General features: G+C 68.4%; 29 protein-coding genes and 1 other RNA gene. 18 read left to right on the top strand and 12 right to left on the bottom strand.

The window, feature by feature from the left end; genetic code table 11:
- Positions 1-16: 16 nt before the first annotated feature.
- Complete coding sequence (locus tag RHOOR92_RS0108425) at positions 17-2,182, bottom strand: bifunctional (p)ppGpp synthetase/guanosine-3',5'-bis(diphosphate) 3'-pyrophosphohydrolase (protein ID WP_015448763.1); 2,166 nt, start codon at positions 2,180-2,182, stop codon at positions 17-19.
- 126 nt (positions 2,183-2,308) lie between these two features.
- A complete protein-coding gene (rpoZ, locus tag RHOOR92_RS0108420) occupies positions 2,309-2,599 on the bottom strand; it encodes a DNA-directed RNA polymerase subunit omega (protein ID WP_007509529.1) in 291 nt (96 codons plus the stop codon).
- 199 nt (positions 2,600-2,798) lie between these two features.
- On the opposite strand from rpoZ, the gene RHOOR92_RS0108415 reads away from it, so the two are divergent.
- Positions 2,799-3,629 (top strand): VacJ family lipoprotein, encoded by an 831-nt coding sequence (locus RHOOR92_RS0108415; protein ID WP_037115145.1) that lies wholly within the window; start codon positions 2,799-2,801, stop codon positions 3,627-3,629.
- Between the two features lie 73 nt (positions 3,630-3,702).
- Here the strand turns inward: RHOOR92_RS0108415 and RHOOR92_RS0108410 are convergent, their stop codons facing one another.
- From RHOOR92_RS0108410 to RHOOR92_RS0108380, 7 genes are all read right to left on the bottom strand, one after another.
- On the bottom strand, positions 3,703-4,008 hold the full coding sequence (locus tag RHOOR92_RS0108410; protein WP_027490033.1) for an STAS domain-containing protein: 306 nt from the start codon (positions 4,006-4,008) through the stop codon (positions 3,703-3,705).
- Positions 4,005-4,679: an ABC transporter substrate-binding protein gene (locus RHOOR92_RS0108405; protein ID WP_027490032.1), complete on the bottom strand. Its 675-nt coding sequence runs from the start codon at positions 4,677-4,679 to the stop codon at positions 4,005-4,007. The genes RHOOR92_RS0108410 and RHOOR92_RS0108405 overlap by 4 nt, the downstream gene beginning before the upstream one ends.
- A gap of 51 nt (positions 4,680-4,730) precedes the next feature.
- Positions 4,731-5,582 (bottom strand): outer membrane lipid asymmetry maintenance protein MlaD, encoded by an 852-nt coding sequence (mlaD, locus tag RHOOR92_RS0108400; protein ID WP_007509539.1) that lies wholly within the window; start codon positions 5,580-5,582, stop codon positions 4,731-4,733.
- Between the two features lie 34 nt (positions 5,583-5,616).
- The gene (mlaE, locus tag RHOOR92_RS0108395) at positions 5,617-6,393 is read right to left on the bottom strand and encodes a lipid asymmetry maintenance ABC transporter permease subunit MlaE (RefSeq protein ID WP_007509541.1); all 777 of its coding nucleotides are present in this window, start codon (positions 6,391-6,393) and stop codon (positions 5,617-5,619) included.
- Positions 6,390-7,226 carry an ATP-binding cassette domain-containing protein gene (locus RHOOR92_RS0108390; RefSeq protein WP_007509543.1) on the bottom strand — a complete coding sequence of 279 codons (837 nt, stop codon included), beginning with the start codon at positions 7,224-7,226 and terminating at the stop codon, positions 6,390-6,392. Before RHOOR92_RS0108390 ends, mlaE begins: the two co-directional genes overlap by 4 nt.
- Positions 7,227-7,301: 75 nt before the next feature.
- Positions 7,302-7,937 carry a guanylate kinase gene (gene gmk / locus RHOOR92_RS0108385; protein WP_007509545.1) on the bottom strand — a complete coding sequence of 212 codons (636 nt, stop codon included), beginning with the start codon at positions 7,935-7,937 and terminating at the stop codon, positions 7,302-7,304.
- Complete coding sequence (locus RHOOR92_RS0108380; RefSeq protein ID WP_007509547.1) at positions 7,934-8,797, bottom strand: YicC/YloC family endoribonuclease; 864 nt, start codon at positions 8,795-8,797, stop codon at positions 7,934-7,936. Before RHOOR92_RS0108380 ends, gmk begins: the two co-directional genes overlap by 4 nt.
- Before the next feature lie 76 nt (positions 8,798-8,873).
- On the opposite strand from RHOOR92_RS0108380, the gene rph reads away from it, so the two are divergent.
- The 10 genes from rph (at position 8,874) to cydX (ending at position 18,956) form a co-directional block, all read left to right on the top strand.
- The gene (rph, locus tag RHOOR92_RS0108375) at positions 8,874-9,605 is read left to right on the top strand and encodes a ribonuclease PH (protein ID WP_007509549.1); all 732 of its coding nucleotides are present in this window, start codon (positions 8,874-8,876) and stop codon (positions 9,603-9,605) included.
- Positions 9,606-9,610: 5 nt separating this feature from the next.
- On the top strand, positions 9,611-10,210 hold the full coding sequence (gene rdgB / locus RHOOR92_RS0108370) for an RdgB/HAM1 family non-canonical purine NTP pyrophosphatase (protein WP_007509551.1): 600 nt from the start codon (positions 9,611-9,613) through the stop codon (positions 10,208-10,210).
- Positions 10,207-11,373, top strand: coding sequence for a radical SAM family heme chaperone HemW (hemW, locus tag RHOOR92_RS0108365; RefSeq protein WP_007509553.1), 1,167 nt, complete (start codon positions 10,207-10,209; stop codon positions 11,371-11,373). Before rdgB ends, hemW begins: the two co-directional genes overlap by 4 nt.
- Positions 11,374-11,461: 88 nt before the next feature.
- The gene (locus tag RHOOR92_RS0108360; RefSeq protein ID WP_027490031.1) at positions 11,462-13,756 is read left to right on the top strand and encodes a DUF1631 family protein; all 2,295 of its coding nucleotides are present in this window, start codon (positions 11,462-11,464) and stop codon (positions 13,754-13,756) included.
- Positions 13,753-14,100 carry a PilZ domain-containing protein gene (locus RHOOR92_RS0108355; protein ID WP_007509557.1) on the top strand — a complete coding sequence of 116 codons (348 nt, stop codon included), beginning with the start codon at positions 13,753-13,755 and terminating at the stop codon, positions 14,098-14,100. The genes RHOOR92_RS0108360 and RHOOR92_RS0108355 overlap by 4 nt, the downstream gene beginning before the upstream one ends.
- 160 nt (positions 14,101-14,260) lie before the next feature.
- Positions 14,261-15,577 (top strand): Xaa-Pro dipeptidase, encoded by a 1,317-nt coding sequence (gene pepQ / locus RHOOR92_RS0108350; RefSeq protein WP_007509559.1) that lies wholly within the window; start codon positions 14,261-14,263, stop codon positions 15,575-15,577.
- Positions 15,578-15,772: 195 nt separating this feature from the next.
- Positions 15,773-16,003: a cytochrome oxidase putative small subunit CydP gene (gene cydP, locus RHOOR92_RS0108345; protein WP_007509561.1), complete on the top strand. Its 231-nt coding sequence runs from the start codon at positions 15,773-15,775 to the stop codon at positions 16,001-16,003.
- Positions 16,000-17,571 carry a cytochrome ubiquinol oxidase subunit I gene (locus RHOOR92_RS0108340; RefSeq protein ID WP_015448773.1) on the top strand — a complete coding sequence of 524 codons (1,572 nt, stop codon included), beginning with the start codon at positions 16,000-16,002 and terminating at the stop codon, positions 17,569-17,571. The genes cydP and RHOOR92_RS0108340 overlap by 4 nt, the downstream gene beginning before the upstream one ends.
- Positions 17,572-17,580: 9 nt before the next feature.
- On the top strand, positions 17,581-18,711 hold the full coding sequence (cydB, locus tag RHOOR92_RS0108335; protein WP_027490030.1) for a cytochrome d ubiquinol oxidase subunit II: 1,131 nt from the start codon (positions 17,581-17,583) through the stop codon (positions 18,709-18,711).
- A 104-nt stretch (positions 18,712-18,815) separates the two neighbouring features.
- Positions 18,816-18,956, top strand: a complete 141-nt coding sequence (gene cydX / locus RHOOR92_RS0108330; protein ID WP_007509567.1) for a cytochrome bd-I oxidase subunit CydX — start codon at positions 18,816-18,818, stop codon at positions 18,954-18,956.
- A gap of 27 nt (positions 18,957-18,983) precedes the next feature.
- Here the strand turns inward: cydX and RHOOR92_RS0108325 are convergent, their stop codons facing one another.
- Together RHOOR92_RS0108325 and RHOOR92_RS0108320 are read right to left on the bottom strand one after the other, a co-directional pair.
- Complete coding sequence (locus RHOOR92_RS0108325) at positions 18,984-20,324, bottom strand: aminopeptidase P N-terminal domain-containing protein (RefSeq protein ID WP_027490029.1); 1,341 nt, start codon at positions 20,322-20,324, stop codon at positions 18,984-18,986.
- A complete protein-coding gene (locus RHOOR92_RS0108320) occupies positions 20,321-20,884 on the bottom strand; it encodes a UPF0149 family protein (RefSeq protein WP_027484574.1) in 564 nt (187 codons plus the stop codon). Before RHOOR92_RS0108320 ends, RHOOR92_RS0108325 begins: the two co-directional genes overlap by 4 nt.
- 110 nt (positions 20,885-20,994) lie before the next feature.
- Between RHOOR92_RS0108320 and RHOOR92_RS0108315 the strand changes: the two genes are divergently transcribed.
- The 6 genes from RHOOR92_RS0108315 (at position 20,995) to rpiA (ending at position 23,613) form a co-directional block, all read left to right on the top strand.
- Complete coding sequence (locus tag RHOOR92_RS0108315; RefSeq protein WP_007509574.1) at positions 20,995-21,234, top strand: TIGR02449 family protein; 240 nt, start codon at positions 20,995-20,997, stop codon at positions 21,232-21,234.
- 8 nt (positions 21,235-21,242) lie between these two features.
- The gene (locus tag RHOOR92_RS0108310; protein ID WP_007509576.1) at positions 21,243-21,551 is read left to right on the top strand and encodes a cell division protein ZapA; all 309 of its coding nucleotides are present in this window, start codon (positions 21,243-21,245) and stop codon (positions 21,549-21,551) included.
- Positions 21,552-21,628: 77 nt separating this feature from the next.
- A non-coding RNA gene (ssrS, locus tag RHOOR92_RS19255) (6S RNA) lies at positions 21,629-21,815 on the top strand.
- Positions 21,816-21,879: 64 nt separating this feature from the next.
- Positions 21,880-22,485 carry a 5-formyltetrahydrofolate cyclo-ligase gene (locus RHOOR92_RS0108305; protein WP_007509578.1) on the top strand — a complete coding sequence of 202 codons (606 nt, stop codon included), beginning with the start codon at positions 21,880-21,882 and terminating at the stop codon, positions 22,483-22,485.
- Entirely contained in the window at positions 22,482-22,934 is a 453-nt protein-coding gene (locus RHOOR92_RS0108300) for an EVE domain-containing protein (protein ID WP_007509580.1), read from the top strand. The genes RHOOR92_RS0108305 and RHOOR92_RS0108300 overlap by 4 nt, the downstream gene beginning before the upstream one ends.
- A gap of 34 nt (positions 22,935-22,968) precedes the next feature.
- Positions 22,969-23,613: a ribose-5-phosphate isomerase RpiA gene (gene rpiA, locus RHOOR92_RS0108295; RefSeq protein WP_007509582.1), complete on the top strand. Its 645-nt coding sequence runs from the start codon at positions 22,969-22,971 to the stop codon at positions 23,611-23,613.
- A gap of 86 nt (positions 23,614-23,699) precedes the next feature.
- On the opposite strand, the gene RHOOR92_RS0108290 is transcribed toward rpiA, so the two are convergent.
- Positions 23,700-25,622, bottom strand: coding sequence for a chloride channel protein (locus tag RHOOR92_RS0108290; protein WP_027490028.1), 1,923 nt, complete (start codon positions 25,620-25,622; stop codon positions 23,700-23,702).
- A 229-nt stretch (positions 25,623-25,851) separates the two neighbouring features.
- Between RHOOR92_RS0108290 and RHOOR92_RS18615 the strand changes: the two genes are divergently transcribed.
- A partial coding sequence (locus RHOOR92_RS18615; protein ID WP_037115138.1) for a transposase domain-containing protein occupies positions 25,852-26,052 on the top strand: 201 nt, incomplete at its 3' end.

Genomic DNA, 26,052 nt, shown 5'->3' with positions numbered 1-26,052 from the left:
CGCACGCGGTGCGCTGCTACAGCGGGTAGCGATAGGCGCCGCTGACCACGCCGGTGCGGCGCACGCGGCGGATCACGTCGGCCAGATGCTTGCGGCTCTTCACTTCCATCGCGAACAGCAGCGTCGCCGCGGCGGCATCGCGCTCGACGTATTCCACGTTCTCGATGTTCGAGTCGGCGGCGGCGATCGCGGCGGCCACGGTGGCCAGCACGCCGGGGCGGTTGATCACCTCGATGCGCAGCTCGGCGCGGTAGTCGCCCTGCACGTCGCGGTCCCACTCGATCGCCACGCAGCGTTCGGGCGACTTGCGCAGCTCGACCACGTTCGGGCACTCCTCGCGATGCACCACGATGCCCTTGCCCGAGGACAGGTAGCCGATGATCTCGTCGCCCGGCAGCGGATGGCAGCAATTGGCGAAGCTGAGCACGCCGCGCTCGGCGCCGGTGATGCGGATCTTCTCGTGTGCGTGCGCCGACGCCTGCGGCTTGCCGGCTTTCCGCCCGCGCGACGCCAGCAGCTGGCTGGCGACCACGTCGGGCATGCGGTTGCCCAGCGCGATGTCGGACAGCAACTCCTCCAGCCGTTTCAGCTTGGAGGTATCCAGGAACCGGTCCAGCACCGCCGGCGGGATGCCGTCCAGGCTGCTGCCCTGCGCGTCCAGCGCGCGGTCGAGCATGCGGTGGCCGAAATCCACCGCGTCCTCGTGCTGCAGGTGTTTCAGGTACTGGCGGATCGCGGTGCGCGCCTTGCCGGTGACGACCACTTCCAGCCACGCCGGGTTCGGTACCGCCGACGGCGCGGTGATGATCTCCACCAGCTGGCCGGACTCCAGCTTCGCGCGCAGCGGCAGCAGCTTCTTGTCCACGCGCGCGGCCACCGCGTGGTCGCCCACGTCGGTATGCACGGCGTAGGCGAAATCCAGCGCGGTGGCGTTGCGCGGCAGCGACAGGATGTCGCCGCGCGGGGTGAACAGGTAGACCTCGTCGGGGAACAGGTCGATCTTGACGTTCTCGATGAATTCCGACGACGACACCGTGCTCGCCGAGCTGTCGACCAGCGAGGACAGCCATTCGCGCGCGCGCGCCTGCGCGCTGTTGGCCGGCCCCGAATCGGTCTTGTAGGCCCAGTGCGCGGCGACGCCGCGCTCGGCCACCGAATCCATCTCGGCGGTGCGGATCTGCACCTCGATCGGCGCGCCGAACGGCCCCAGCAGCACGGTGTGCAACGACTGGTAGCCGTTCGCCTTGGGGATCGCGATGAAGTCCTTGAAGCGGCGGTCGACCGGCTTGTACAGCGCATGCACCACGCCGAGCGCCATGTAGCAGCTCATCGCGCTGTCCACCACCACGCGGAAACCGTAGACGTCCATCAGCTGGGCGAAACTCTTGTGGTCGTTGCGCATCTTCGAATAGATGCTCCACGGCGACTTGATCCGGCCGACCACGCGCGCCGGCAGGTGGTCGGCGGCCAGCCGCGCGGACAGCGCCGCCTCGATCTTGCCCATCGCCTCGCGCCGGTTGCCCAGCGCGGCGCGGATGCGTTCGCTGATCACCCGGTAGCGGTCCGGGTACAGCGCGCGGAAGCCCAGGTCCTGCAGCTCCGCCTTGAATTTGTTCATGCCCAGGCGCTGCGCGATCGGCGCGAAGATCTCCAGCGTCTCGCGCGCGATGCGGCGACGCGAGGGCGCGTCCTTGGCGCCGAGCGTGCGCATGTTGTGCAGGCGGTCGGCCAGCTTGATCAGGATCACCCGGATGTCGCGCGCCATCGCCAGCAGCATCTTGCGGAAGCTTTCCGCATCGGCTTCCTGGCGGCTGCCGAAGCGCATCTTGTCCAGCTTGGTGACGCCGTCGACCAGCTCGGCCACCACTTCGCCGAACTCGGTGGCTAGCGTCTCGCGGCTGAGCTCGGTGTCTTCCAGGGTGTCGTGCAGGATCGCCGCGATGATCGTCTCGGCATCCAGCCCAAGTTCGGCCAGGATGCCGGCCACCGCCACCGGGTGGGTGATGTACGGCTCGCCGCTCTTGCGCTCCTGCCCGGCGTGTGCCTGCGCGCCGAGCTGGAACGCGCGTAGCACACGATCGATCTGCGCTTCGGGCAGATAGGCGATGCGTTCTTTCAGCGCCAGCGCGTAAGGCGGCAGCGCGGACAGGTCGACCGTGGCGGAGGGGGTGGCCGCAGTCATCGGTGCCGGCGCCTGTTCAGGCGCCTACCTCGCGGCAGGTGTAACGGGTGGCTGCGCGGCGTGCGCCGACCGTCGCACCGGACGCGCCGGCGCGACAGGGACGCTTGCTACAGCAGCCGCCGTCCATCAGTCGTCGCCGCCCTTGGACAGGTCGTCGTCGACCTCGGCCGCGGCCCATTCCAGCGCCTCGCGCTCGGCGCGCTCGCGCTCGGCCTTGTCGATCTGGTCGATCGTGGCCTGGTCGATGCGACGGGCGGCGATCTCGCGCAGCGCCAGCACGGTCGGCTTGTCATGGTCCGGGTTGACGGCCGGCTCGGCGCCCTTTTCCAGTTGGCGGGCGCGCTTGGTCGCCATCAATACCAGTTCGAAACGGTTGTCGACCACCTCGAGGCAGTCTTCCACGGTAATGCGTGCCATGCGAAATCCTTAGAGAATAAAATGACTTATATGGCCTGACAGTGTAGAGGAGCGGATGCTTTGCTGGCAATGCGCGCGACGCGTATCATGGCGGGCTGGCCGCACCGCGGGATGCCGCCGATGGAAGCAAGCTGAAAGCCGTGCACGATATAAAACCAGACAGTACACTTACTCTTCCCCGACGCGAATCCCCGCACCGATGCACTCACCGCTTCGATTACCCAAGTTGAGCCGCTGGTTGCCCGTGCTCGCGATCGCGCTGCTGGCCGGCTGCACCATTGCCAAGCCGCGCACCGACGATCCGCTGGAGAAATTCAACCGCGGCGCCTACAAATTCAACGACGCCGTGGACCAGGCGGTGATCCGTCCGGTCGCACTGGGCTACCGCAAGGTGACCAATCCGCCGGTGCGCCGCTCGTTCAGCGACTTCTTCACCAACATCCGCATGCCGGTCACGGTCGCCAACGACGTACTGCAGGCGCGCCCGAAGCAGGCGCTGCAGAGCACCGGTCGCTTCCTGGTGAACCTGACCCTGGGCATCGGCGGCTTCTTCGACCCGGCCAGCCAGCTCGGCCTGCCGATCGAAGACAACGACTTCGGCATCACCCTGGCGCGCTGGGGTGCCCCGGAAGGCGACTTCCTGATGTTGCCGTTCTTCGGCCCCAATACCGCCCGCGACGTCTGGCGCCTGCCGGTCGACAGCTACTTCTTCGACCCCTTGAGCCTGTACGCCAACAACCATCACTACAACGGCCTGCAGTACCTGCCGCAGGCGATGTATCTGGTGACCTTGCGCTCGCGTGCCATCGACGCGGAGAGCTTCCTGCAGTCCGCCTACGATCCGTACGTGTTCATTCGCGACGCGTACCGGCAGCAGCGCCTGTACAAGATCTACGACGGCAACCCGCCGGTGGAGATCATCCAGCAGATGCAGGGCCTGGACGAGCAGAACTTCGACCCCGAGGAACTGCTGGACCAGCAGCACCAGTGGGAAAACAAGCACCCGGACAAGACCGGCAAGCAGCAGTGACCGCGACCGCACGGCGGACATGAAGAAGGGGCCTTGCGGCCCCTTCTTTCCTTGCGTGGCCCGGGGCCTTAGGTCAGGCGAGCAGCCGGTCGACCTCGCAGACTTGCGCCAGCGACTGCATGCCGACCGGCATGCGCACGACCCGCAGCGTCTGCCCGCGCCGGGCCGCATCGGCCGCGATCGCCAGCACGCAGGCCAGCCCGGCGCTGTCGCTGTGCCGCACGTCGGCCAGGTCCAGCTGCGACACCGGAGCACCCGCCAGTGCGGAGCGGATCGCCTGCCACGCGGCAGCCGCGGTATCGAAGCTCAGCTCGCCGCGCACGCCCAGCGTGCCGGGCGTGCCGGTATCCAGCTGGAAGCCGGCGGCGGTCTGCGTCATGACTTGTCCTTGTTGTCCTTGGCCATCGTGTCCAGCGCCTTGGAGCCCTGGCTTTCGATATTGCTGATCAGCTGCTCGATACCGACCTTGCGGATCTCCGCGTCCACCTGGTTGCGGTAGTTGGTGACGTAGGAGATGCCCTCGATGATCACGTCGTAGGCCTTCCAGTCACCGTTGCGCCCCTTGCGGAAGGCATAGTCGACCGACACCAGCTTGCCGTCGTCCAGCACCACCTGGGTGCGCACCACGGTGCGCTTGTCGTTGAGGTCGCCCTTGAACGGCAGCACCTTGACCCGGCCGCGGGTGTAGTTGAGCAGGCCTTCGGCGTAGCGGTGGGTGATCGAGTTGTAGAACGCCCGGGCGAAGCGCTCGCGCTGTGCCGGGCTGGCTTCGCGGGCATGCTGGCCGAGTACCAGGATCGAGGCGTAGTCGATGTCGAAGTGCGGCAGGAACACCTCATCGATGACGCTGATGAGCTTCTCCTGGTTCTTCTTCAACTCGTCGCGATGCCCCTCGATCGCCGTGGCCAGCTGGTCGGCGATGGTCTGCACGACCGCCACCGGAGCCTGCTGTGCGGCGGCCGGGGCCACGGCATCCGTCCGGGCGAAGGCCGGGGCCGCGATGACGGCACCGAATGCGATGGCGGTGGCAAGAGCCAGACTGCGCAACATGGGTAACTCCTTGGGCAGAGCCGGCTCGGCGAGCCGGCGGGGAATGGCGGGCTATTTGTTGCCGTTGCCGGCATCTTTCTTGTCGCCGGGCGAACCGTTGACCAGGAACTTGCCGATCAGGTCCTCCAGCTGCAACGCGGACTGGGTCAGGATCATCTCGTCGCCGTCCTTGAGCGCATCGGGCGAACCGCCCGGCTGGATCGCAACATACTGGCTGCCGATCAAACCGCTGGTGAACACCGCGGCGGACGAATCGTCGGGAATCGCGTCGTAGCGCTTGTCGATCGACAGCACCACCTCGGCATTCAGCTTGACCGGGTCGGCATGCACCGACTGCACGCTGCCGATCACCACGCCGGCCATCTTCACCGGCGCACCGGCCGACAGCGTGCCGACGTTGGTGAAGGCCGCCTTGACCGCATAGCTGCCGCCGACATTGTCGACCACGCCGCCGGCGCCGAAGAACTTGCCCAGCATCTCTTCCAGCGGCTGGGTCGACTTGGTGCGCGCCAGTGTGCCCCCGGCGGCCACCATCTGCTTCGCGCTGCCGTACTCGATGCCCACGTACTGGTCGCCGAGCAGACCACTGGTGAAGATCGTCGCCACCGAATCCCGCGGGATGCGGTCATAGGTCTTGTCGATCGACAGCTTGACGTCGGCCACGTCGCCGCCCGGCTTCAGCGCGATCGACTGCACCTGGCCGACCCGCACGCCGGCGATCTTCACCGGCGCGCGCTCCTTCAACTGGCCGATGTTGGTGAACTGCGCATCGACGACGTAGCTGTCGCCCTGGCGCACGTTCGCCACCGAGCTGGTTTGCGTCGCCAGGTAGGCCAGCGCGGCGAAGCCCAGCACGATGAACAGGCCGGTGCCGACGGCGTAGGAACTTCTCGGTTGGCTCACGGCAGGATCCTCGGAAAACGACAGGTCATGGCAGTCACATCAGGAAGGCGGTAAGGACGAAATCGAGCGCCAGGATGGCGATCGACGACGCCACCACGGTGCGGGTGGTGGCATAGGCCACACCCTCGCTGGTCGGTGGCGTGGTGAAACCCTGGAACACCGCGATCAGCGAGACCACCGCGCCGAACGCCAGGCTCTTCAGCAGCACGCCGTTGACGATGTCGGTGTGCACGTCGACCTGGGCGGTCATGTTCGACCAGAACGTGCCGTTGTCGATGCCGAGCCAGGTCACGCCGACCAGGTGGCCGCCGAAGATGGCCATGGCGCAGAATACGCAGCACAGCAACGGCATCGCGATCAGCCCGGCCAGGAAGCGCGGCGTGGCGACGTAGGCGATCGGGTCGACCGCCATCATTTCCATCGCGGAAATCTGGTCGGTGGCGCGCATCAGGCCGATCTCGGCGGTGATCGCGGTGCCGGCGCGCCCGGCGAACAGCAGCGCGGTGACCACCGGCCCCAGCTCGCGGTACACCGACAGCGCCACCACCATGCCGCTGGCCGAGGTGCCGCCGAAGATCGACAGCACGTGGTACAGCTGCAGCATCAGCACCATGCCGACGAACAGGCCGCAGACCATGATGATGGTCAGGCTCATCGCGCCGACAAACCACAGCTGGCGGACGGTTTCGCGCAGGTAGCGGAAGCTGCGCGGCACCGCCCCCAGCAGGGTCAGCAGGAACAGGCCACAGGCGCCGATCTGCGCCAGCGACTGGGTCACCACATTGTTGCCTTGCGGCGCCCGTGCGTTCATTTCGCCGCTCCGGCAAAGCCCAGCTCGGTGGCGTAGTCGGCGGCCGGGTAGCGGAACGGGATCGGCCCATCCGCCTCGCCGCCGAAGAACTGCCGCGTCCACGGCGAGCCGTCGTCGGCGATCGTCGCCGGGTCGCCCTGTGCCACCACCTTGCCGTTGGAAAGCAGGGCCACGTGGTGGGCGATGCGCTGCACCGCGGGCAGTTCGTGCGAGACCAGCACACTGGTGATGCCGAGGGTCTGGTTCAGCGTCTGGATCAGCTTCAGCACCTGATTCAGCGCCACCGGGTCGAGCCCCACGAACGGTTCGTCGTACAGGATCAGCTGCGGGTCGAACACGATCGCCCGCGCCAGCGCCACCCGCCGCGCCATGCCGCCGGACAGTTCGTTCGGCATCAGCCGCGCGGCGCCGCGCAGGCCCACCGCCTGCAGCTTCATCAGCACCAGGTTGCGGATCAGCACCTCGGGCAGCTTCGTGTGCTGGCGCAGCGGGAACGCCACGTTCTCGAACACGTCGAAGTCCGTCAACAGCGCGGAGTTCTGGAACAGGTAGCCCACGCCTTCGCGCAGCTTGTACAGCTGCTCGCGCGACAGCCCGGCCACGTCGCGGCCGTCGAGGTGAATGCTGCCGGCGTCGGCGTACATCTGTCCGGTGATGTGCTTGAGCAGGGTAGTCTTGCCGGTGCCGCTGGGGCCCATGATCGAGGTGATCTTGCCGCGCGGAATGTCCAGATCCAGCGCGTCGAAGATGGTCTTGCCGTTGAGCACCGTGGTCAGGCCGCGGATGCGCACCAGGATAGCGTCGTCAGGCGTGGCGCGGGCGGTTTCGTTCATGGGCGACAGCAACGGTGGGGGAAGCGGACAAGGTAGCGGAAGCGTCGGGCTAAGACCATGCGCTGGCGCTACGGTTCAACCGGCCTCGTCGGCCAGCAGCTCGGCGATCAGCGCCTCGTGCCGCCGCCACTGCAGCGTACCGCGCAGGCGCACCGCCCGCACGATCGCCTGCAGGCCGGCCAGCGCCTCGTCGAACACGTCGTTGACCAGGATGTAGTCGAACTCGTGCGCATGGGCGATCTCGCCGCGCGAATTGCGCAGCCGGCGCTCGATCACCTCGGCGCTGTCCGACCCGCGCCCGCGCAGGCGCCGTTCGAGTTCCGCCCGCGACGGCGGCAGGATGAACACGCTGACGCAATCGGGCTTGCTCGCGCGGATCTGCTGGGCGCCCTGCCAGTCGATCTCCAGCAGCACGTCGCGGCCCTGCCCCAGCAGCTCCTGCACCGTGGTGCGCGAGGTGCCATAGAGGTTGCCGTGCACCTCGGCATGTTCGAGGAAGATGCCTTCGGCGATCTCGCGCTCGAATTCCGCGCGCTCGACGAAGTAGTAGTGCCGTCCGTACGTCTCGCCCGGCCGCGGCGGCCGCGTGGTGTGCGACACCGACAGCGAAATAGTGCTCTCGCGCTCGAGCAGCGCGTTGACCAGGGTCGACTTGCCGGCCCCGGACGGCGCGGCGACCACGAACAGCGTGCCTTCGATGGAGGCGTTCATTCGATGTTCTGCACCTGTTCGCGCATCTGCTCGATCAGTACCTTCAGTTCGACGGCCGCGTTGGTGCTGCGCGCGTCGACCGACTTGGAGCCCAGCGTGTTCGCCTCGCGGTTGAACTCCTGCATCAGGAAATCCAGCCGGCGGCCGACCGGCTCGGCCAGCCCCAGCACGCGGCGCGTCTCGCCAATGTGCGTGCTGAGCCGGTCGAGCTCCTCGTCGACGTCGGTACGGCTGATCTGCAGCACCAGCTCCTGTTCCAGCCGGCCCGGCTCGACTGGCTGCTTCAAATCGGCCAGCCGCGTTTCCAGCCGGGTACGCAGCGCGGCGCGGATCTCCGGCATCCAGCCGCGCACGTCGGCGACCACGCGTTCGATCGCGTCCAGCTTGTCGCGCAGGATCCCACCCAGCTTCTCGCCCTCGCGCTCGCGGGTGGCGGTGAGCGCATCCAGCGCGCGGTCGAGTACCTCGAACAGCGCGGCCTGCTGCGCTTCGGGATCGACTTCGGCCTGCTGCATCACCCCGGGGAATCGCAGCAGCTCGGTGAGCTGCACCTGCAAGCCGGGAAACAACGCGGCCAGGTCCAGGTTCAGTTCCGACAGACGCGACAGCAGCGCGATGTCCACGTGCAGCGAATCGCCGCGCGCCGCGCCGCCGCGCAAACGCACGGTCAGGTCGAGCTTTCCGCGCGACAGCTTCGCCGCGACGCGTTCGCGCAACTGCGACTCGAAACCGCGCAACTCGTCCGGCAACCGCGGGCTCAGCTCAAGATAGCGGTGGTTGACCGTGCGCAGCTCGCAGCTGAGCGTGCCGGCGGGGCCGGTGGTTTCGGCACTGGCGTAGGCCGTCATGCTGCGGATCATCGGCGCCTTCCGGACGTGGGGAAAGGACGCAATGGTAAACTCTCCGGTCCAACCTTGCCCAATCCGGCCACCCCCCATGAATTCCGTCACCCGCCCCAGTGGCCGCACCAGCGACCAGCTGCGCAGCGTCAGCATCGAACGCCACTACACCCGCCACGCCGAAGGCTCGGTGCTGGTCAGCTTCGGCGACACCCGCGTACTGTGCACCGCCAGCATCGAGGACCGCGCGCCGGCCTGGCTGCGCGGCAAGGGCGAGGGCTGGATCACCGCCGAATACGGCATGCTGCCGCGCGCCACCAACACCCGCACCCAGCGCGAGGCCACCCGCGGCGGCCAGGGCGGGCGCACCATGGAAATCCAGCGGCTGATCGGTCGCAGCCTGCGCGCCTGCGTCAACCGGCAGGCGCTGGGCGAGCGCGTGATCACACTGGACTGCGATGTGCTGCAGGCCGACGGCGGCACCCGCACCGCGGCGATCACCGGCGCCTACGTGGCCCTGGTCGACGCGGTGAACCTGCTGATGAAGCGCGAGAACCTGAAGCGCAATCCGGTGGTGGGCGCGGTCGCCGCGGTCTCGGTGGGCATCTACAAGGGCGTGCCGGTGCTCGACCTCGACTACGCCGAGGATTCCGACTGCGACACCGACATGAACGTGGTGATGAACGACGGCGGCGGCTTCATCGAGGTGCAGGGCACCGCCGAAGGCCACGCGTTCCGCCGCAATGAAATGGATGCGCTGCTGGCGCTGGCCGAGAAAGGCATCGGCGAACTGGTCGCGGCGCAGCGCGCGGCACTGGCGCAGGGCTGAGCACGATGTCGCGCATCGTGCTGGCCAGCAGCAACCCGGGCAAACTGAAGGAGTTCGGCGCACTGCTCGCCGGCAGCGGCCTCGACGTCATACCGCAGGCCAGCCTGGGCATCCGCGACGCCGACGAAACCGGCCACACCTTCATCGAGAATGCCCTGCTCAAGGCGCGCCACGCCGCGCAGGCCAGCGGGCTGCCTGCGCTGGCCGACGACTCGGGCCTGTGCGTGGACCACCTGCACGGCGCGCCGGGCCTGTATTCGGCGCGCTACAGCGGCGGCCACGGTGACGCCACGGCAAACAACGCGAAGCTGCTGCGCGAACTCGATGGCGTGACGGTCGAACGGCGCGGCGCGTTCTTCATCTGCGTGCTGGTGCTGCTGCAGCACGCCGGCGACCCGGCTCCGCTGATCGCCGAAGCGCGCTGGCACGGGCGCATCCTCACCGAAGGTCGCGGCAGCGGCGGCTTCGGCTACAACCCGGTATTCCTGCCCGACGGCTACGAGCAAAGCGTGGCCGAAATGGACGATGCGCTGAAGAACCGCCTCAGTCATCGTGGCCAGGCGCTGGCGAAACTGCACGACCGGCTGCGCGAACTTCGCCCATGAGCCTCATCGCACCGCCGCTGTCGCTGTACGTGCACATGCCGTGGTGCGTGAAGAAGTGCCCGTACTGCGACTTCAACTCGCACGGCCTGCGCAGCGAACCACCGCCGTATGCCCAGTACATCGACCACCTGCTGGCCGACCTCGACGCCGATCGCGCGGATTTCGCGCCGGCACTCGAAGGCCGCCCGGTCGTCAGCGTGTTCTTCGGCGGCGGCACGCCCAGCCTGTTCGCGCCGGAGCTGATCGCGCGCCTGCTTGACGGCGTGCGCGAGCGGCTGCCGCTGGCGGACGATGTCGAGATCACCCTGGAGACCAACCCCGGCACGGTCGAGCACGGCAGCTTCGACGGCTATCTCGCCGCCGGGGTCAACCGCATCTCGTTCGGCATACAGAGCTTCGACGACGACAAGCTGCGCCGGCTCGGCCGCATCCACTCGGCCGGCGAGGCGGAAGCCGCGGTGAAGTCGGCACAGGACGCCGGCTACGCCAACATCAACCTCGACCTGATGTACGCGCTGCCGAAGCAGGAACTGGACGGTGCGCTGGCCGACGTGGAACGCGCCGTGGCGCTCAAGCCCACCCACATCTCGCACTACCAGCTGACGCTGGAGCCGAATACCGCGTTCGCCGCCAACCCGCCGCCGCTGCCCGACGACGACCACGCCTGGGCGATGCAGGAGGCCTGCGAGGCGCGCCTGGCCGCCACCGGCTATGGCCAGTACGAAATTTCCGCGTATGCGCAGCCCGGCCGGCGCTGCGTGCACAACCTCAACTACTGGCAGTTCGGCGACTACCTCGGCATCGGTGCCGGCGCCCACGGCAAGCTCAGCGATGCCGCCGGCGGTCAGGTGCGCCGGCGCTGGAAGACCCGCGGCCCGCGCGCCTACCTGGACGCCGCCGGCGGTCCGGCCCGGATCGGCGGCGACCACACGGTCGGCGCGGGCGAGCTGCCATTCGAATACATGCTCAACGCGCTGCGCCTGGTCGATGGCGTGCCGATGGCCGCGTTTGCCGAGCGCACCGGCCTGCCGCCGCAGCGGATCGCCGCCGCGCTGGCGGCAGCGGTCCGCCGCGGCTGGCTGCACGACGACCCGCAGCGGTTGCACACCACCGTGCTGGGCCAGCGCTTCCTCAACGACGTGATCGGCACATTTCTGGACTGAACGTCGCACCGCGACGGCCTGCACCCAATGGCATCGCTGTCGCAACCGGCATAGACTTGCCGCTCCGGGGGAATTGGCAGGTTCATGCATGGATGTCGGGCACGATCGACGTCACTCGTCCGCGTCGCCGCAGGGCGGCCGCGTCGGCAACGCACGCTGGCCGGCGCGTACGCAACGCCTGCTGGAAGCCAGCTACCACCACTGCGTGGAAGGCTTGCAGGAACCTCTGCGCCGCTGCCTGGGCGAATTCGAGAAACAGCTGTTCGCGCTGGCCGAACGCGCGCACCATGCCGGCGAGCAGCAGGACTGCTTCGCCAGTCGGCAACACGTGCTGCAGGGACGCACCGCCTACACGCAGCGTTTCATGGAGCGCCTCGGCAGCGTGTTCAACGACATCGACCGCGCCAGCGCCGCACCGCCCGCCACCCATCCGAAGCCGTGGCAGGCGCTGACCCTGGTCGACCCCGGCGAGCAGGAAGTGTCGATGGCCCTGGAACAGCTGGGTGCCCGCGGCGAGGTGCGCCATGCCAGCGTGCTGTACGAGCTGGGCCACCGGCTGGCGGTGCTGGTCGGTGCGCCGCCGCTGGAGGGCCAGGCGTTGCCGCTGGGTCCCTATGCGCTGGCCCGGGCCTGCCATGAGGCCAGCGCCGAACTGGAACTGCCGCTGCCCCATCAGCTGCTGCTGCTGCAGCACTTCGACCAGTGGGTGCTCCAGGCGCTGGCGCCGTTGTACGACATCATCAATGCACAGCTGCAGGGCGACGGCATCCTGCCGCAGTTGCGCAGCATCCCGATTCCGCGACACGTCGGCAAACGGGCACGCCCCGCCACCGCCGGCAGCACCGGCGCAGCCGGCGAGCCGGCGGCCACCGGTACCGCCACGGCACACGCCGGCGGCGCCGGAGCCGGCCCGACCGGCGGCAGCGGCGCGCCGATCGAGGTGCTCGAGTCCCTGCGCGACCTGCTCGCGCGGCAGCGCGCCAGCCAGAGCGGCATCAGCGGCCAGGCGGTCGGCCGGGCCGCCAGCGAACAGGAACTGCAATCCGCGCTGGGCGCGTTGCAGCAACACCTGGCCCAGGTCACCGACCAGGCCGGCCGCGAACTGCGCAGCGCGGCCCGGCTGCGCGAGGAACTGCTGGCCCAGCTCAATGTGGGCAAGCCCGGCGACGCGCCGCGCACCCAGCTCAGCGACGAGCAAGGCGACAAGGTGGAACTGGTCGCGCGGCTGTTCGAACAGCTCGGCCAGCAGTTGCAGCAGGGCGGCAACGCCCATCAGCTGCTCGGCAGCCTGCAACTGCCGGTGCTGCGCATGGCGGTGGCCGACCGCGGCTTCTTCGAGAAACGCGAGCATCCGGCACGCCGCCTGCTCGACACGGTGACCGCCGCGGCGAACGACTGGCTCGACGGCAGCGACGACGAGAGCAACCGCCCGCTGGCGACCAAGCTCGAGCAGCTGGTCAGCCGCGCCAGCCAGGAACCGCCCAGCGCCGGCCTGTACACCACGCTGCTGGCCGACATCGAGCATCACCTGGCCCTGCTCACGCGCAAGGCACAGGCGGCCGAACGGCGCCACGTGGAAGCCGCGCAGGGGCGCGAGCGGCTGGACCAGGCCCGCCACCGCGCCGGCGAGCTGATGGCCGAACGCTTCGCGCAGTCGCCGCCGCGCGGCCTGTTGCGCGCCCTGCTCGACCGCGCCTGGTCCGACGTGCTGGCGTTGACCCTGCTGCGGCACGGCGAGGACAGCGAAGCATTCGGCATGCAGCTGGCGATCACCGACCAGTTGCTCGGCCGCCTGCCGGTGGGCGACCGCCTGCAACTGCAGGCGGAGGTGGAGTCCGGCCTGCAGCAGATCGGCATGCACGTCGAGGAAGCCGTGCAGGTGGCGCAGCGGCTGCTCGGCGCGGGCAAGCCCGACCCGGCCGTGGAGTTGCCCAGCGCCACCGACCTCGCCTTGCGGCTCAAGCAGCACCAACGTCTCGGCCAACTGCAGTCCACCCCGCAGCACGAACCGGCGGCGGCCGCCCAGCCGGACCCGGCGCCGGCACCCAGCCCGCGTGAACGGAGCATCGAACAGCACCTGCGCGAGCTGCCGTTCGGCAGCTGGTTCGAATTCGTCGACCCGGGCACCGGAACGATCGCCCGGCGCAAGCTGGCCTGGCACTCGCCGATGTCCGGACGCTGCCTGCTGGTCAGCCGGCGCGGTCAGCGCGGTGAGGAGATGAGCCTGGCGCAACTGGCCCATGAAGTGGCCAGTGGTCGCGCCTGCGAGGTGCCGGCGCAACCGGAGAGCCTGCTCGACCGCGCCTGGCGCAGCCTCACCGGCAGCCTGCGCCAGACGACCGCCTCCCGCCACCCCACTCCGCCAGAGGCCGCGCGCCGATGAGCACCAGCGACCAGCGCCGCGCCGAGCGCAAGCGCGCCAACGCCAACGCCATCGTCACCGATGCGATCAGCGGCCTGCCGATCGGCCACCTGGGCAACCTGTCGATGACCGGCATGCTGCTGATCAGCGCGCAGGCGCCGCGCAGCGAGGCGCTGTACCAGGTCAGCATGACCCTGCCCGGTTCGGAGCGGATGCTGGCCCAGTCGCAGCCGATCGAAGTGGGCATCCAGGAGCAGTGGCACGAATCGGCCGCCAGCACGGGGCAGATCTGGGCCGGCTACCGCATCGTGGCGATTACCGACGCCGACGCCGCCCGCATCGAGAGCTGGCTGGCGCAGGACTGACGCCGCGCCGGCAGCTGGCTGGCGGTCGCCGCGCGCACGCGCCATCATGCACGCGCGTCCCTTTCCCCAGTTCACCACGGGTTGTACCGGCCCTGTGCGCACGCCTCCCGGCGACGGCCAGCGAGCAGGCAGCCGGACGGCCCGCCGCCGAGGAGTCACCATGCACCAGCCGTCCGCCCCGCTGTATGCGCAGCACCTGGCCACCCTGTGCGAACGTGCCGACAGGGCATTGGCGCAGGGCGGTTTCGACCACCTGCTGGTTGCCGCCGGCACGCCGCCGCGCAAGTTCCTCGACGACCAGGATTACCCGTTCGTCGCCAACCCGCACTTCCGGCACTGGCTGCCGCTGGACGGCGCCCCGGGCAGCTGGGTCGCCTACACCCCGGGTGCGAAGCCGAAGCTGGTGTTCGTACAGCCGCACGACTACTGGCACGTGGTGCCGGAAGCACCGCACGGCTACTGGGTCGAACATTTCGACATCGTGATCGTGCGCAGCGCGGCGGACGCCGTCGCGCAGCTGCCGCGGGGCCGCGGCGCGGTGCTCGCCCCGGCCTGCCCGGGCATCGACGGCGTGGAGATCAACAACCCGCAGGCCGTGCTCGACTGCCTGCACTGGCACCGCAGCTACAAGACGCCGTACGAACTGGCACTGATGCGCGAAGCCAATCGCATCGGCACCCGCGCACACCGCGCCGCCGAGGCCGCCTTCCGCGCCGGCCGCAGTGAATTCGGCATCCACCTGACCTACCTCGCCGCCGCGCGCCAGATCGACGCCGAGCTGCCGTACGCCAGCATCGTGGCGCTGAACCAGCACGGTGCGGTGCTGCACTACACGCACTTCGACCGCATGCCGCCGGCGCAGGGCCGCTCGTTCCTGATCGACGCCGGCGCCAGCGCCGCCGGCTACGCCAGCGACATCACCCGTACCTACGCCGGCACGCAGGCGGGCGAGTTCCAGGCGCTGATCGACAGCATGGATGCCGCCCAGCAGGGCTTCGTGGCGAAGGTGCGCGCCGGGCAGAGCTACCCCGAGCTGCACCTCCACGCCCACCACGTCATTGCCGGCGTGCTGCGCGAGCACGGCTTCATCCGCCTGAGCGCGGAGAGCGCGGTCGAGTCCGGCGTGACCGGCACCTTCTTCCCGCACGGGCTGGGTCACCCGCTCGGCCTGCAGGTGCACGACGTCGCCGGCTTCCAGCAGAGCGAGCGCGGCGGCAGCATCCCGCGTCCGGACGGCCACCCCTACCTGCGCATGACTCGCGTGCTGGAGCCGGGCATGGTGGTGACGATCGAGCCGGGCCTGTACTTCATCGACATGCTGCTGGCAGAACTGCGCGACAAGCCGGTGGCCGCCGACATCGACTGGGCGAAGGTCGACCATTTCCGCCAGTACGGCGGCATCCGCATCGAGGACGACGTGGCCTGCACCGACGGCGCACCGGAAAACCTCACGCGCGACGCGTTCGCTTCGGCCTGAGTCGAAGCAGTCCCCCGCTTGTTCATTTGCCCCCTTCGGCAGCGAAACCGCTTTCGGCCTCCGCAGGGAGGGCGAGCGACTTTTCGCTGCGGGTAACCGTACGCACCGGGGCAGTCGCCGCTGCGACATTCGTCCACACCGTGACGACATCCGTGCGGCGTATGCTGCGCGGCAGGTAGTGCACGGATTCGTCGCATGTCCCGCCCCGCGATTTCCAGCGTTCCACCTGAAGGTCTGCACACGCCGCCGCGCCCGCTGCGGCGGCTGACGTTCGAGTTGTTCGGCATCGTCGCGCTGAAGATCGCGGCGCTCGCGCTGATCTGGTGGGTGGTGTTCGCGCCGCAACCGAAACCCGACGCCAGCCCCGATGCGATCGCGCAGCGGTTGGCGCCTTCTGCCCCCGTGTCGCCGGAAGCCCAGCCATGATCCTGATCGACGCCGACGTCGTCACGCTGTCGCGCCTGCAGTTCGCGCTGACCGCGCTGTACCACTTCCTGTTCGTGCCGCTGACGCTGGGCCTGGTGTGGATCCTGGCGATCATGGAAAGCGTCTACGTGATGACCGGGCGCGAGGTATGGAAGCGCATGGTGCAGTTCTGGGGCGTGCTGTTCGGCATCAACTTCGCGATGGGCGTGGCCACCGGGGTGACCATGGAGTTCCAGTTCGGCATGAACTGGGCGTACTACTCGCACTACGTGGGCGACATCTTCGGCGCGCCGCTGGCGATCGAGGGGCTGATGGCGTTCTTCCTCGAAGCCACCCTGGTCGGCGTGTTCTTCATGGGCTGGGAGCGCATCTCGCGGATCAAGCACCTGCTGGTGACCTGGTTCCTGGCGCTGGGCACCAGCCTGTCGGCGCTGTGGATCCTGGTGGCGAACGCGTGGATGCAGAACCCGGTCGGCGCCGCGTTCAACCCCGAAACGATGCGCATGGAAGTGACCTCGTTCTCCGCGGTGCTGTTCAACCCGGTGGCGCAGGACAAGTTCGTGCACACGGTGAGCGCCGGCTACGTGCTGGGCGCGATGTTCGTGCTGTCGATCAGCGCGTGGTACCTGCTGCGCGGGCGCAACGTGGATTTCGCCAAGCGCTCGATGACGGTGGCGGCCAGCTTCGGGCTGGCGGCGGCGCTGTCGGTGGTGGTGCTGGGCGACGAGTCCGGCTACAGCGTGTCGCTGAACCAGAAGATGAAGATGGCCTCGATCGAGGCGATGTGGGAGACCGAACCGGCGCCGGCGCCATTCACCCTGTTCGGCCTGCCCGACATGCAGCAGCGCACCACCCATTACGCGCTGAAGATCCCGTGGGTGATGGGCCTGATCGGCACCCGTTCTCTCGACCAGACGATGCCCGGCATCAACGAACTGGTGGACGACGCGAAGGGACGGATCGGCAACGGCATCCAAGCCTACGACGCGATGCTGATGCTGCGCCGGGACAAGGACGACGCGCAGGCGAAAGCGACACTCGCCGCGCACGACCAGGACCTCGGCTATGCGCTGCTGCTGAAGAAGTACGTCGACGACCCGCGCCGGGCCACGCCGGCGGATATCCAGAAGGCCGCCGACAGCACCATCCCGAACGTGCCGGTGCTGTTCTGGTCGTTCCGCATCATGGTCGCCTGCGGCTTCTATTTCATCGCGCTGTTCGCACTCTCGTTCTGGAAGGCCAGCAAGCGCACGCTGGACCGCCAGCGCGGGTACCTGCGCCTGGCGCTGTGGAGCCTGCCGCTGCCGTGGATCGCCATCGAGCTGGGCTGGATCGTGGCCGAGTACGGCCGCCAGCCGTGGGCGATCGAGGGCGTGCTGCCCACCGCGCTGGGCGTGTCGGCGGTGAGCACCGGCCAGATCCTCACCTCGCTCGGCGGTTTCCTGCTGTTCTACACCGCGCTGGCGGTGGTCGACGCGGTGCTGATGCTGAAGTTCGCGCGCAAGGGGCCGGACGGGCTTGGCCTCTGGCCACCGGCGCTCGCCACCCTTCCCTCCGACCGGCCCTGAGGAATCGCCATGCTCGACTACGCCACGCTGCGGGTGATCTGGTGGGCCTTGCTCGGCACGCTGCTGATCGGTTTCGCGATCATGGACGGCTTCGACTTCGGCGTCGCCGGCCTGCTGAAGGTACTCGGCCGCGACAACGAGGAACGGCAGGTGCTGCTGGAAGGCATCGAGCCGACCTGGGAAGGCAACCAGGTGTGGTTCATCCTGGCCGGCGGCGCCACCTTCGCGGCGTGGCCGACGCTTTACGCGGTGTCGTTTTCCGGCATGTATTTCGCCATCGCGCTGGTGCTGCTGGCCTTCATCCTGCGCCCGGTCGGCTTCAACTTCCGCGGCAAGATCCGTGACCCGCGCTGGGCCTCGCTATGGGACTGGGTGCTGACCGGTTCCGGACTGGCGGTGATGCTGCTGGCCGGCGTCGCCTTCGGCAACCTGTTCCTCGGCCTGCCGTTCCGCTTCGACGACGACCTGCGCATGAGCTGGCTCGGCGGCTTGCTCGACCTGCTGCATCCGTTCGCGCTGCTGTGCGGGTTGGTCTCGCTCGCCATGCTGCTGGCGCACGGGGCGTGCTTCGCCGCGCTGAAGGCCGATCACGCGATCGCCGCCAGGGCGGTGACGATCGCACGCTGGACGACGCTGCTCTTTGCCGTGCTGTACGTGTCGGCCGGCATGTGGCTGGCCTGGGGCATTCCCGGCTACGCGACCGTCGGGCCGGTGGCGACCGAAGGCGTTTCCAATCCGCTGTACAAGCAGGTCGCGGTCGGCGGCAGCTGGTTTGCCGGCTACCTGCAGTACCCGTGGTTCTGGGCTGCGCCGACGCTGGCGCTGGCCGCGGCGGTCGGCGTGCAGGCGCTGGTCGGTCGGCGCGGGGTGAGCGGCTTCATCGCCAGCAGCCTGATGGTTGGCGGCACGATCGCCTCGGCCGGCTTCGCGCTGTTTCCGTTCCTGCTGCCGTCCAGCCTCGACCCGCGCTCCAGCCTCACCATGTGGGACGCGTCGTCGAGCCGCGGCACGCTGCAGCTGATGCTGGTGGCTACCCTGGTACTGCTGCCGGTGGTGATCCTCTACACCGGCTGGGTGTACCGGGTGATGCGCGGACGGGTCACGCTGGAGCAGGTGCGCAAGGCGCACGGCGGCTATTGAATGGGCAGGAGTGCAGCCCGCGCGCAATGGCTTCTGGCCATGTTCACGAAGAGCCATCGCGCACAGGGTGCGCTCCTGCACAACGAACGGGAGGTGATCTGACCATGTGGTATTTCTCGTGGATTCTCGGGCTGGGCCTGGCCTGCGCCTTCGCAATCCTCAACGCGATGTGGTACGAGGTGCACGCCACCGACGAGGCGAACCGTCTGCGCGAGGATTCCGAACTGTCGGACGCGTTGACCTAGGGACGCCCTGAACGGGCCAGGGCGCCCCTAGCGCCCGGCCAGCAGCGCCTCGATCGCCTCGGCCTCTTTCGGCATCGCGGCGGAGAGCACCTCGTTGCCGTCGCGGGTCACCGCCACGTCGTCCTCGATGCGGATGCCGATGCCGCGCCAGCGCTCGGCCACCGAGCGGTCGTCCGGCGGCACGTACAGGCCCGGCTCCACCGTCAGCACCATGTCCGGCTCGAGCAGGCGCGAATCGCCGCCGACCCGGTAGTCGCCGACGTCGTGCACGTCCAGCCCCAGCCAGTGGCCGGTCTTGGCCGGGAAGTAGCGCCGGTAGCTGCCGTCGGCGATCGCCGCGTCGGCATCGCCCTTGAGCAGGCCCAGCTCGCACAGCCCGGCGGTCAGCACGCGCACCGCCGCCGTGTGCGCGGCACCGAACGGCCGTCCCGGGCGCACCTCGTCGATCGCCGCCAGCTGCGCGGCCAGCACCACTTCATACAACGCGCGCTGCTCGCGGCTGTAGCGGCCGCCGACCGGGAACGTGCGGCTGACGTCGGACGCATAGCAGTCCAGTTCGGCGCCGGCGTCGACCAGCAGCAGCTCGCCGTCGCGCAAGGCGGCGCGGTTGCTCTGGTAGTGCATCACGCAGGCGTTTGCGCCGCCGGCGACGATCGGCGGGAACGCCGGCACCGCGCCCTGGCCACGCACCACGCGCAGCAGCTCGGCCTCGACCTCGTACTCGTGGCGGCCCGGCGTGGCAATCCGCATCGCGGCGAGGTGCGCGTCCACCGCGATCGCCGCGGAGGCGCGCATCAGCTTCAGTTCGGCGCGCGACTTGTACAGGCGCAGGTCGTGCAGCAGGTGGCCCAGCGCCACGAACTCCTTCGGCACCACTCCGCCGCCGCGCAACTGGCGCAGGCGGCGCATCCATCCAAGCAGTTGCGCGTCGAACTCCGGCTCGCGGCCGAAATGGCAGTACACCCGGCCGCGGCCCTCGATCATGCCGGGCAGGATGTCGTCGATGTCCTCGATCGGGAACGCGTCGTCCAGCCCGAAGTCGGCCACCGCCCGCTCGGTGCCGATCGACGGCCCGTGCCAGCGTTCGCGCGCCGGGTCGTGTTCGCGGCAGAACAGCACCGCCTCGCCGTGCCGGCGCCCCGGCAGCAGCGCCAACACCGCGTCGGACTCGGGAAAGCCGGCCAGGTAATGGAAGTCCGAATCCTGCCGGTACGGCCATGCCGCGTCGGCGTTGCGCATGCGTTCGGGCGCGGCGGCGACCAGCAGCACCGCGTCCTCGCCCGCCATCTGCATCAGCTGGCGCCGGCGTCGCGCGAATTCGTCCGGGCCGATCGCCAGCGCGGCCAGCTTCGGGGCGCTCGGGATCAATGCACGCTGCCGCTGGCGGACGGGCCGGGTGCAGCACACTCGGCAAACAGCAGCATCGCGGCGACGCGCACGAACTCCTGCACCTCGATCAGCGCGTCCTCGTCTTCGTCCTCGCTGCCGAAATCGAACGAGGACGCGGCGATCGTGCCGAGGTCGCGCAGCACTTCCTGCGCCTCGTCCGACAGCTGCGCATGCGCCGCCGTGCCGGCCAACCCGAAGCCGCCGAGGAAGCCGCGGCACCAGTCGACCGTCGCCTCGGCCCGCTCGGCCAGCGGGCGGTCGTCCTCCGGCAGCAGCGGCTCGAAGCCCAGCTCGGCATCGGCCAGTTCGGTTTCGCTCTGCCGCGCCAGCCGGCCGAGCAGGGCCAGATCGTCCGCACCGATGTCGGTCGCCTCGCCGTCGAGCTGCAGCGCGGCCAGTACCGAGCTGCCGTGCAGCGAGCCGCCGCCGGCCAGATAGCCGCACAACGAGCCGTGCAGCTCGCTGGCCGTGGTGCCCAGGCGCAGGCGCCTGAGCAGCGCGTCGATGTCGTCGTGGCCCACAAGCCCGGGTGCCGTCATGGCGGTGCTCCGTCAGGTAATGGCCGCCAGTTTAATGCAGTCGCCGGGGCCGTCATCGCGGCTGTCGCGGGCGAGCTGTTTTCCGTCGGCGTCCTGTTATAGTTTCGTGCATGAGTACGCCCGAGCCCATCCAGCCCGATCCGGTCCATCAGGAATTGGCCGCCCTGGCCCAGCAGCTTGACCGGCTGCTGGACACGGTGCACCGGCTCAGCGAGGAAAACCGCAGCCTGCGCCAGAGCCAGGAGCAGCTGTCCGGCGAGCGCGCGGGCCTGCTGGCCCGCAACGAGCAGGCCCGCAGCCGCGTCGAGGCGATGATCCAGCGGCTCAAATCGCTTGAAAGCAACGGCTGATAGAACCCATGTCCAGCAGTGAACCGGTCGCGCTGCGACTGATCGACCGAGAATTCCTGATTGCCTGCGCGCCGGAAGAGCGCGACGGCCTGCTCGAGGCCGCCGGCTTCCTCGACCGCAAGATGCGCGAACTGCGCGCGAACGCGAAGGCACCCAGTTTCGAGCGGCTGGCGGTGCTCACCGCGATCAGCGTGGCGCACGAGTTCCTCAGCCTGCGCAAGCAGCACGACTACCAGGAGCAGCGACTCAGCGACGGCCTCGCCGCGCTGCGGAACAAGCTCGATGCCGCGCTCGACAGCGAGCCGGCCAAGCGCTAGAAACGGCGCGTCCGGCGAACCGCGAGCGGTCCCCGGCAGTGGCACATTCGCGATCAAGCGCCTAGAATCGTCCCCGGCGTTTTCTGCGATGTGCGCCAGCACACTCTTACATTTGCCTTGTTCCTAAATACGGCCCCGGGTCGGCTTCACATCGGCTGTTGTGCATGTCCGCCACGTGCGGAAAGCCTTGAGGCCATGTAGCTCTCCCACCTGATCCATCGTGGATCAAGGTCGTTCGGTGGGCAGCGGCATCGCGGTGACGCCACTCATTCCCCGCCCCGTTCGTCCCGCGACGAACGGGGCGAACTACGACGGAGTTGCGCGAAACGTGGACGCCACCGCCCGACGACGCGAGCTTCGCCAGCGCCTGGCCGATCAGCGTCGCACCCTGCCACCGAGCGCACGCATCGCCGCCGCCCAGGGCCTGCGCCGCAGCCTTGAACAGCTCCCCGAATACCTCACCGACACACGCGTGGCCGGCTACTGGGCCAGCCACGGCGAGTTGCCGCTGAACCTGGCGATCGCGCCGCTGGCCGGCCGCGGCCAGCAGTTCCTGCTGCCGGTGATCGGCGCGGGCAAGCATTTGCGCTTCGCGCCGTGGCAAGCCGGCGACGACGTGCAGCCGAACCGCTACGGCATCCCCGAGCCGGCCGCGCCGACCGAACTGCTGGAACCGTTCCAGCTCGACCTGGTGTTCGTGCCGCTGCTCGGCTTCGACCGCCGCGGCAACCGTCTCGGCCACGGCGGCGGCTATTACGACCGCAGCTTCGCCTTCCTCAACGAGCAGGTGCGCCCGACCGAACCGTTGCTGGTCGGCGTCGGTTACGCGTTCCAGGAACTGCCGCAGGTCGAGGAGGAAGCGTGGGACGTGCCGCTCGACTTCATCGCCACCGAGCGCGAGCTGATCGACTGCCACCCGGAAGCAAACGCATGAACCACTGGCTGATGAAGTCCGAACCGGACGCGTTCTCGATCGACGACCTGAAACGCAAGAAGCGCGAAGCCTGGGACGGCGTGCGCAACTACCAGGCGCGCAACTTCATGCGCGACGGCATGCGCGTGGGCGACCCGGTCTTCTTCTACCACTCCAACTGCGCCGTACCCGGCATCGTCGGCATCGCCGAAGTGGCCATGGATGCGTACCCCGATCCCAGCCAGTTCGACCCCAAGAGCAGGTACTTCGACCCCGGCAGCTCGCGAGACAAACCGCGCTGGATGCTGGTCGACGTGAAGTTCGTGAAGAAGCTCAAGCGCACGATCAGCCTGGACGAACTGAAGAACGACCCTGCCCTCACCGACATGCCGCTGCTGCGCAAGGGCAACCGGCTCTCGGTGATGCCGGTCGACGCGGCGCACTGGAAATACATCCTCGCGCTGGAATGAGCGCGAGCCGACCACCCTCCACCGGAATCCACCGATGAGCAACGCCAACGAAAAACGCCAGGCCGGCGAAGCCGCGATCCGCTACGTCGAGGACGGCGCCATCGTCGGCGTCGGCACCGGCTCCACCGTGGCGTTCTTCATCGACGCGCTGGCCGACCTGAAGCAGCGCATCCAGGGCGCGGTGTCCAGCTCGGAGCAGTCCACCGCGCAGCTGAAGAAGCTCGGCATCCCGGTGCTCGACCTCAACGCCACCGGCCCGTTGACGCTCTACGTCGACGGCGCCGACGAATGCGATCCGTACAAGCGCCTGATCAAGGGCGGCGGCGCCGCGCTGACGCGCGAGAAGATCGTCACCGCGGCGAGCGAGAAGTTCGTCTGCATCATCGACTCCAGCAAGCGGGTCGAGCTGCTCGGCAAATTCCCGGTGCCGATCGAGGTGATCCCGATGGCGCGCAGCCTGATCGGCCGCGAGATCGTCAAGCGCGGCGGCCACCCGGTATGGCGCGACGGCGTGGTCACCGACAACGGCAACTGGATCATCGACGTGCACGGCTGGCAGATCGTCGACCCGGCCGCGCTGGAAAGCGAGCTGAACCAGCTGCCCGGCATCGTCACCGTCGGCCTGTTCGCGCGGCGTCCGGCCGACGTGGTGCTGATCGGCGACCAGTTGATGGGCTGACGGCGGCGGCGGGCGTCGCTCGCTCGGCGCAATCATCGCGCGTGCCTTGATTCGTGCGCGGTCCCGCCCTGGACCGCCTCAGCGGATCACGCCACGCCCGCCGGTTTTTCCGATTTGCCGAGCTTGATGTGGCGGCCCTTGAAGCGCGCCTCGCGCAGACGCCGCGCATGCGCAGCGAGAATGTCGCCCCGCGTGATGATGCCCACCAACCGATGCGGATCGTTCTTGCTCACCACCACCAGTCGCCCCACGCTCTCGGCGACCATGTGGTCGGCGGCCTCACGCAGTGAATGATCTTCGGTGACCGCGATCGGCGGCCGCGTCAGCAACTCCCCCAGCGCCAGGGTGTAATGCCATTGCGGATCGAGCAGGCTGCGCCGGGTCAACACGCCTTGCACGCGGCCCTGTTCGTCCACCACCGGATAACCCTGATGCTGAGTATGCGAGGCCTCGTCGGCCAGCCAGCGCCGCACTTCGGCAAGCGTCTGCGTGGTTCGCAGGGTAGTCACATTGCGCGAACAGGCCGTGCCCACGCTGACCTGCTCCAGGTAGTCGGCGGCATATTCCGACGGCACCTTCACGCCGCGACGGGCGATTTTCTCGGTCATGATGGTGTTGCGCATGAGCAGGGCCGAGATCAGGTAGGCAGCGGTGCAGCCACCCAGCAGGGGCAGCAGGCTGGCTGGCTGACGCGTGGTTTCGAAGGCGAAGACCACCGCCGTCAGCAGCGCGCGCGACGAGCCGGCGAAAATGGCCGCCATGCCCACCAGCGCCGCGATGCGCGGGTCGATGCCGAAGCCCGGCAGAAAATGATTGATGCCGATGCCGATCACCGCACCCAGCGAACCGCCGATCATGAACAGCGGTGCCAGCGTACCGCCGGAGGTGCCGCTGCCAAGCGCGATCACCCAGGAGACAAACTTCAATGCGCCAAAGCTGAGCAGCATGGTGAGACCGAAGTGGCCCTGTACAAGGGCGTCGATGTTGTCATAGCCCACGCCCAGGGTTCGCGGCTCGATCCAGCCGACGAAGCCGGCAACCAGCGCCCCCAATGCCGGCCACCACATCCAGTGAACCGGCAGTTTCTCGAACATGTCCTCAACGCCGTAAACCGCCTTGGTCACCCACACCGAGGCGTAACCGACCAGACCACCGATCAGGACGAAGCTGATCAGCGCCCAACCTCCTGGCTGCAGCACGTCGGGCATGGGAAACACCGGCGCGGCGCCGTAGGTCGCATAGCGCACGCCAACTGCCGTCACCGCGGCCAAGGCCACCGGGATCAGCGAGCGTGGACGCAGTTCGAACAACAGCAACTCCACCGCCAGCACCAGCGATGCCACCGGTGCACCGAACACCGCCGCCATGCCGGCCGCCGCACCGGCAGCCAGCAGCACCTTGCGTTCGTTGGCGGTGACTCGCAGGAGCTGGCCAATCAGCGAACCCATGGCGCCGCCGGTGGAGATGATCGGCCCCTCGGCACCGAACGGGCCGCCGGTGCCAATGGCAAATGCCGACGACAGCGGCTTCAACCAGGTGATCCGCGCCGGGATGTTGGATTCATTGGTGAGAATCTGCTCCATTGCCTCGGGAATGCCGTGCCCCTGGATCGCCCGCGAACCCCAGCGCGCCATGACGCCCGCAAGCAGGCCACCCACGACCGGAATCAGGATGACCCATGCCCCCAGCTGGTTGTCGGCCGGCGACAGCACGAACGAGCCCGTACGCGCATGCGGGCCGATTACGTCCGACACCCGACCGTAGAAGCACAGGTCGGTGATCAGGTTGATCGTGAGCATCAGCAGTTGCGCGACATAAGCCGCGACGACACCCAGAATCACCGCCAGTACGCTGATCAGCAGAATGCGGCGCGTGACCAGGGTGGATTTGCGCGGCATCCGCGCGGCATCCAGTGAAAGGCCCAGCGCAGGGGCAATCGGCAGTGCATCCGTGCTGCCTACCGTGCGCACATCGGTATGCTCCACGGGGGTGTCAGTGGCTGGCGTCATGAAATCATCACGGGGGTGAAAACGGGGATTTTACTCTGGTGCACTGCAAAACCGAAGGGACGAAGTCCATGAATTTGCACGCAATATCTTGCTGCTTCGCGACAACGCCTCGGCTCGAAAGCGGTGACGCTCAGTCCCGGCGTGCTTTCGGCCGGAACGAAAAAGCCCGCCATGAGGCTAATGCCAGTCAGTTAAGGTATTGACGAAGCCGGAACGACCCAAGAGGCTCATGGTTTTCCATGAGCCTCTTGCTTTGATCTCAGCCCTGCAAGCCAACTTTGATGCGGTAGGCGATCTGTCTCCCGACGCGTTTGATCGTTTCAGCCAGCTCATTCCGGCCGCCTGGATCGAGCAAGCATTGCAAGCGACTGGCACGACGTCACTGCGCCGTCGACGTCTGCCGGCCGAGCGATTGATCTGGCTGGTCATC

Source organism: Rhodanobacter sp. OR92 (assembly GCF_000427545.1).
Taxonomy (GTDB): Bacteria; Pseudomonadota; Gammaproteobacteria; order Xanthomonadales; family Rhodanobacteraceae; genus Rhodanobacter; species Rhodanobacter denitrificans.
Note: the sequence above shows the minus strand (reverse complement) of the source record. Positions and strands in the feature narration are given on the sequence as shown.

Excerpts from the sequence above, each read along its gene's own strand:
- RHOOR92_RS0108390 (WP_007509543.1), bottom strand. The coding sequence starts at position 7,226 with ATGAACGAAACCGCCCGCGCCACGCCTGACGACGCTATCCTGGTGCGC.
- RHOOR92_RS0108320 (WP_027484574.1), bottom strand. The coding sequence starts at position 20,884 with ATGACGGCACCCGGGCTTGTGGGCCACGACGACATCGACGCGCTGCTC.
- RHOOR92_RS0108310 (WP_007509576.1), top strand. The coding sequence starts at position 21,243 with ATGTCCAGCAGTGAACCGGTCGCGCTGCGACTGATCGACCGAGAATTC.
- cydB (WP_027490030.1), top strand. The coding sequence starts at position 17,581 with ATGCTCGACTACGCCACGCTGCGGGTGATCTGGTGGGCCTTGCTCGGC.
- RHOOR92_RS0108415 (WP_037115145.1), top strand. The coding sequence starts at position 2,799 with ATGCACTCACCGCTTCGATTACCCAAGTTGAGCCGCTGGTTGCCCGTG.
- RHOOR92_RS0108290 (WP_027490028.1), bottom strand. The coding sequence starts at position 25,622 with ATGACGCCAGCCACTGACACCCCCGTGGAGCATACCGATGTGCGCACG.
- RHOOR92_RS0108425 (WP_015448763.1), bottom strand. The coding sequence starts at position 2,182 with ATGACTGCGGCCACCCCCTCCGCCACGGTCGACCTGTCCGCGCTGCCG.
- cydP (WP_007509561.1), top strand. The coding sequence starts at position 15,773 with ATGTCCCGCCCCGCGATTTCCAGCGTTCCACCTGAAGGTCTGCACACG.
- gmk (WP_007509545.1), bottom strand. The coding sequence starts at position 7,937 with ATGAACGCCTCCATCGAAGGCACGCTGTTCGTGGTCGCCGCGCCGTCC.
- RHOOR92_RS0108380 (WP_007509547.1), bottom strand. The coding sequence starts at position 8,797 with ATGATCCGCAGCATGACGGCCTACGCCAGTGCCGAAACCACCGGCCCC.
- rdgB (WP_007509551.1), top strand. The coding sequence starts at position 9,611 with ATGTCGCGCATCGTGCTGGCCAGCAGCAACCCGGGCAAACTGAAGGAG.
- RHOOR92_RS0108355 (WP_007509557.1), top strand. The coding sequence starts at position 13,753 with ATGAGCACCAGCGACCAGCGCCGCGCCGAGCGCAAGCGCGCCAACGCC.
- RHOOR92_RS0108405 (WP_027490032.1), bottom strand. The coding sequence starts at position 4,679 with ATGTTGCGCAGTCTGGCTCTTGCCACCGCCATCGCATTCGGTGCCGTC.
- hemW (WP_007509553.1), top strand. The coding sequence starts at position 10,207 with ATGAGCCTCATCGCACCGCCGCTGTCGCTGTACGTGCACATGCCGTGG.
- rpoZ (WP_007509529.1), bottom strand. The coding sequence starts at position 2,599 with ATGGCACGCATTACCGTGGAAGACTGCCTCGAGGTGGTCGACAACCGT.
- cydX (WP_007509567.1), top strand. The coding sequence starts at position 18,816 with ATGTGGTATTTCTCGTGGATTCTCGGGCTGGGCCTGGCCTGCGCCTTC.
- rpiA (WP_007509582.1), top strand. The coding sequence starts at position 22,969 with ATGAGCAACGCCAACGAAAAACGCCAGGCCGGCGAAGCCGCGATCCGC.
- RHOOR92_RS0108340 (WP_015448773.1), top strand. The coding sequence starts at position 16,000 with ATGATCCTGATCGACGCCGACGTCGTCACGCTGTCGCGCCTGCAGTTC.
- RHOOR92_RS0108410 (WP_027490033.1), bottom strand. The coding sequence starts at position 4,008 with ATGACGCAGACCGCCGCCGGCTTCCAGCTGGATACCGGCACGCCCGGC.
- RHOOR92_RS0108300 (WP_007509580.1), top strand. The coding sequence starts at position 22,482 with ATGAACCACTGGCTGATGAAGTCCGAACCGGACGCGTTCTCGATCGAC.
- RHOOR92_RS0108315 (WP_007509574.1), top strand. The coding sequence starts at position 20,995 with ATGAGTACGCCCGAGCCCATCCAGCCCGATCCGGTCCATCAGGAATTG.
- RHOOR92_RS0108360 (WP_027490031.1), top strand. The coding sequence starts at position 11,462 with ATGGATGTCGGGCACGATCGACGTCACTCGTCCGCGTCGCCGCAGGGC.
- mlaE (WP_007509541.1), bottom strand. The coding sequence starts at position 6,393 with ATGAACGCACGGGCGCCGCAAGGCAACAATGTGGTGACCCAGTCGCTG.
- rph (WP_007509549.1), top strand. The coding sequence starts at position 8,874 with ATGAATTCCGTCACCCGCCCCAGTGGCCGCACCAGCGACCAGCTGCGC.
- pepQ (WP_007509559.1), top strand. The coding sequence starts at position 14,261 with ATGCACCAGCCGTCCGCCCCGCTGTATGCGCAGCACCTGGCCACCCTG.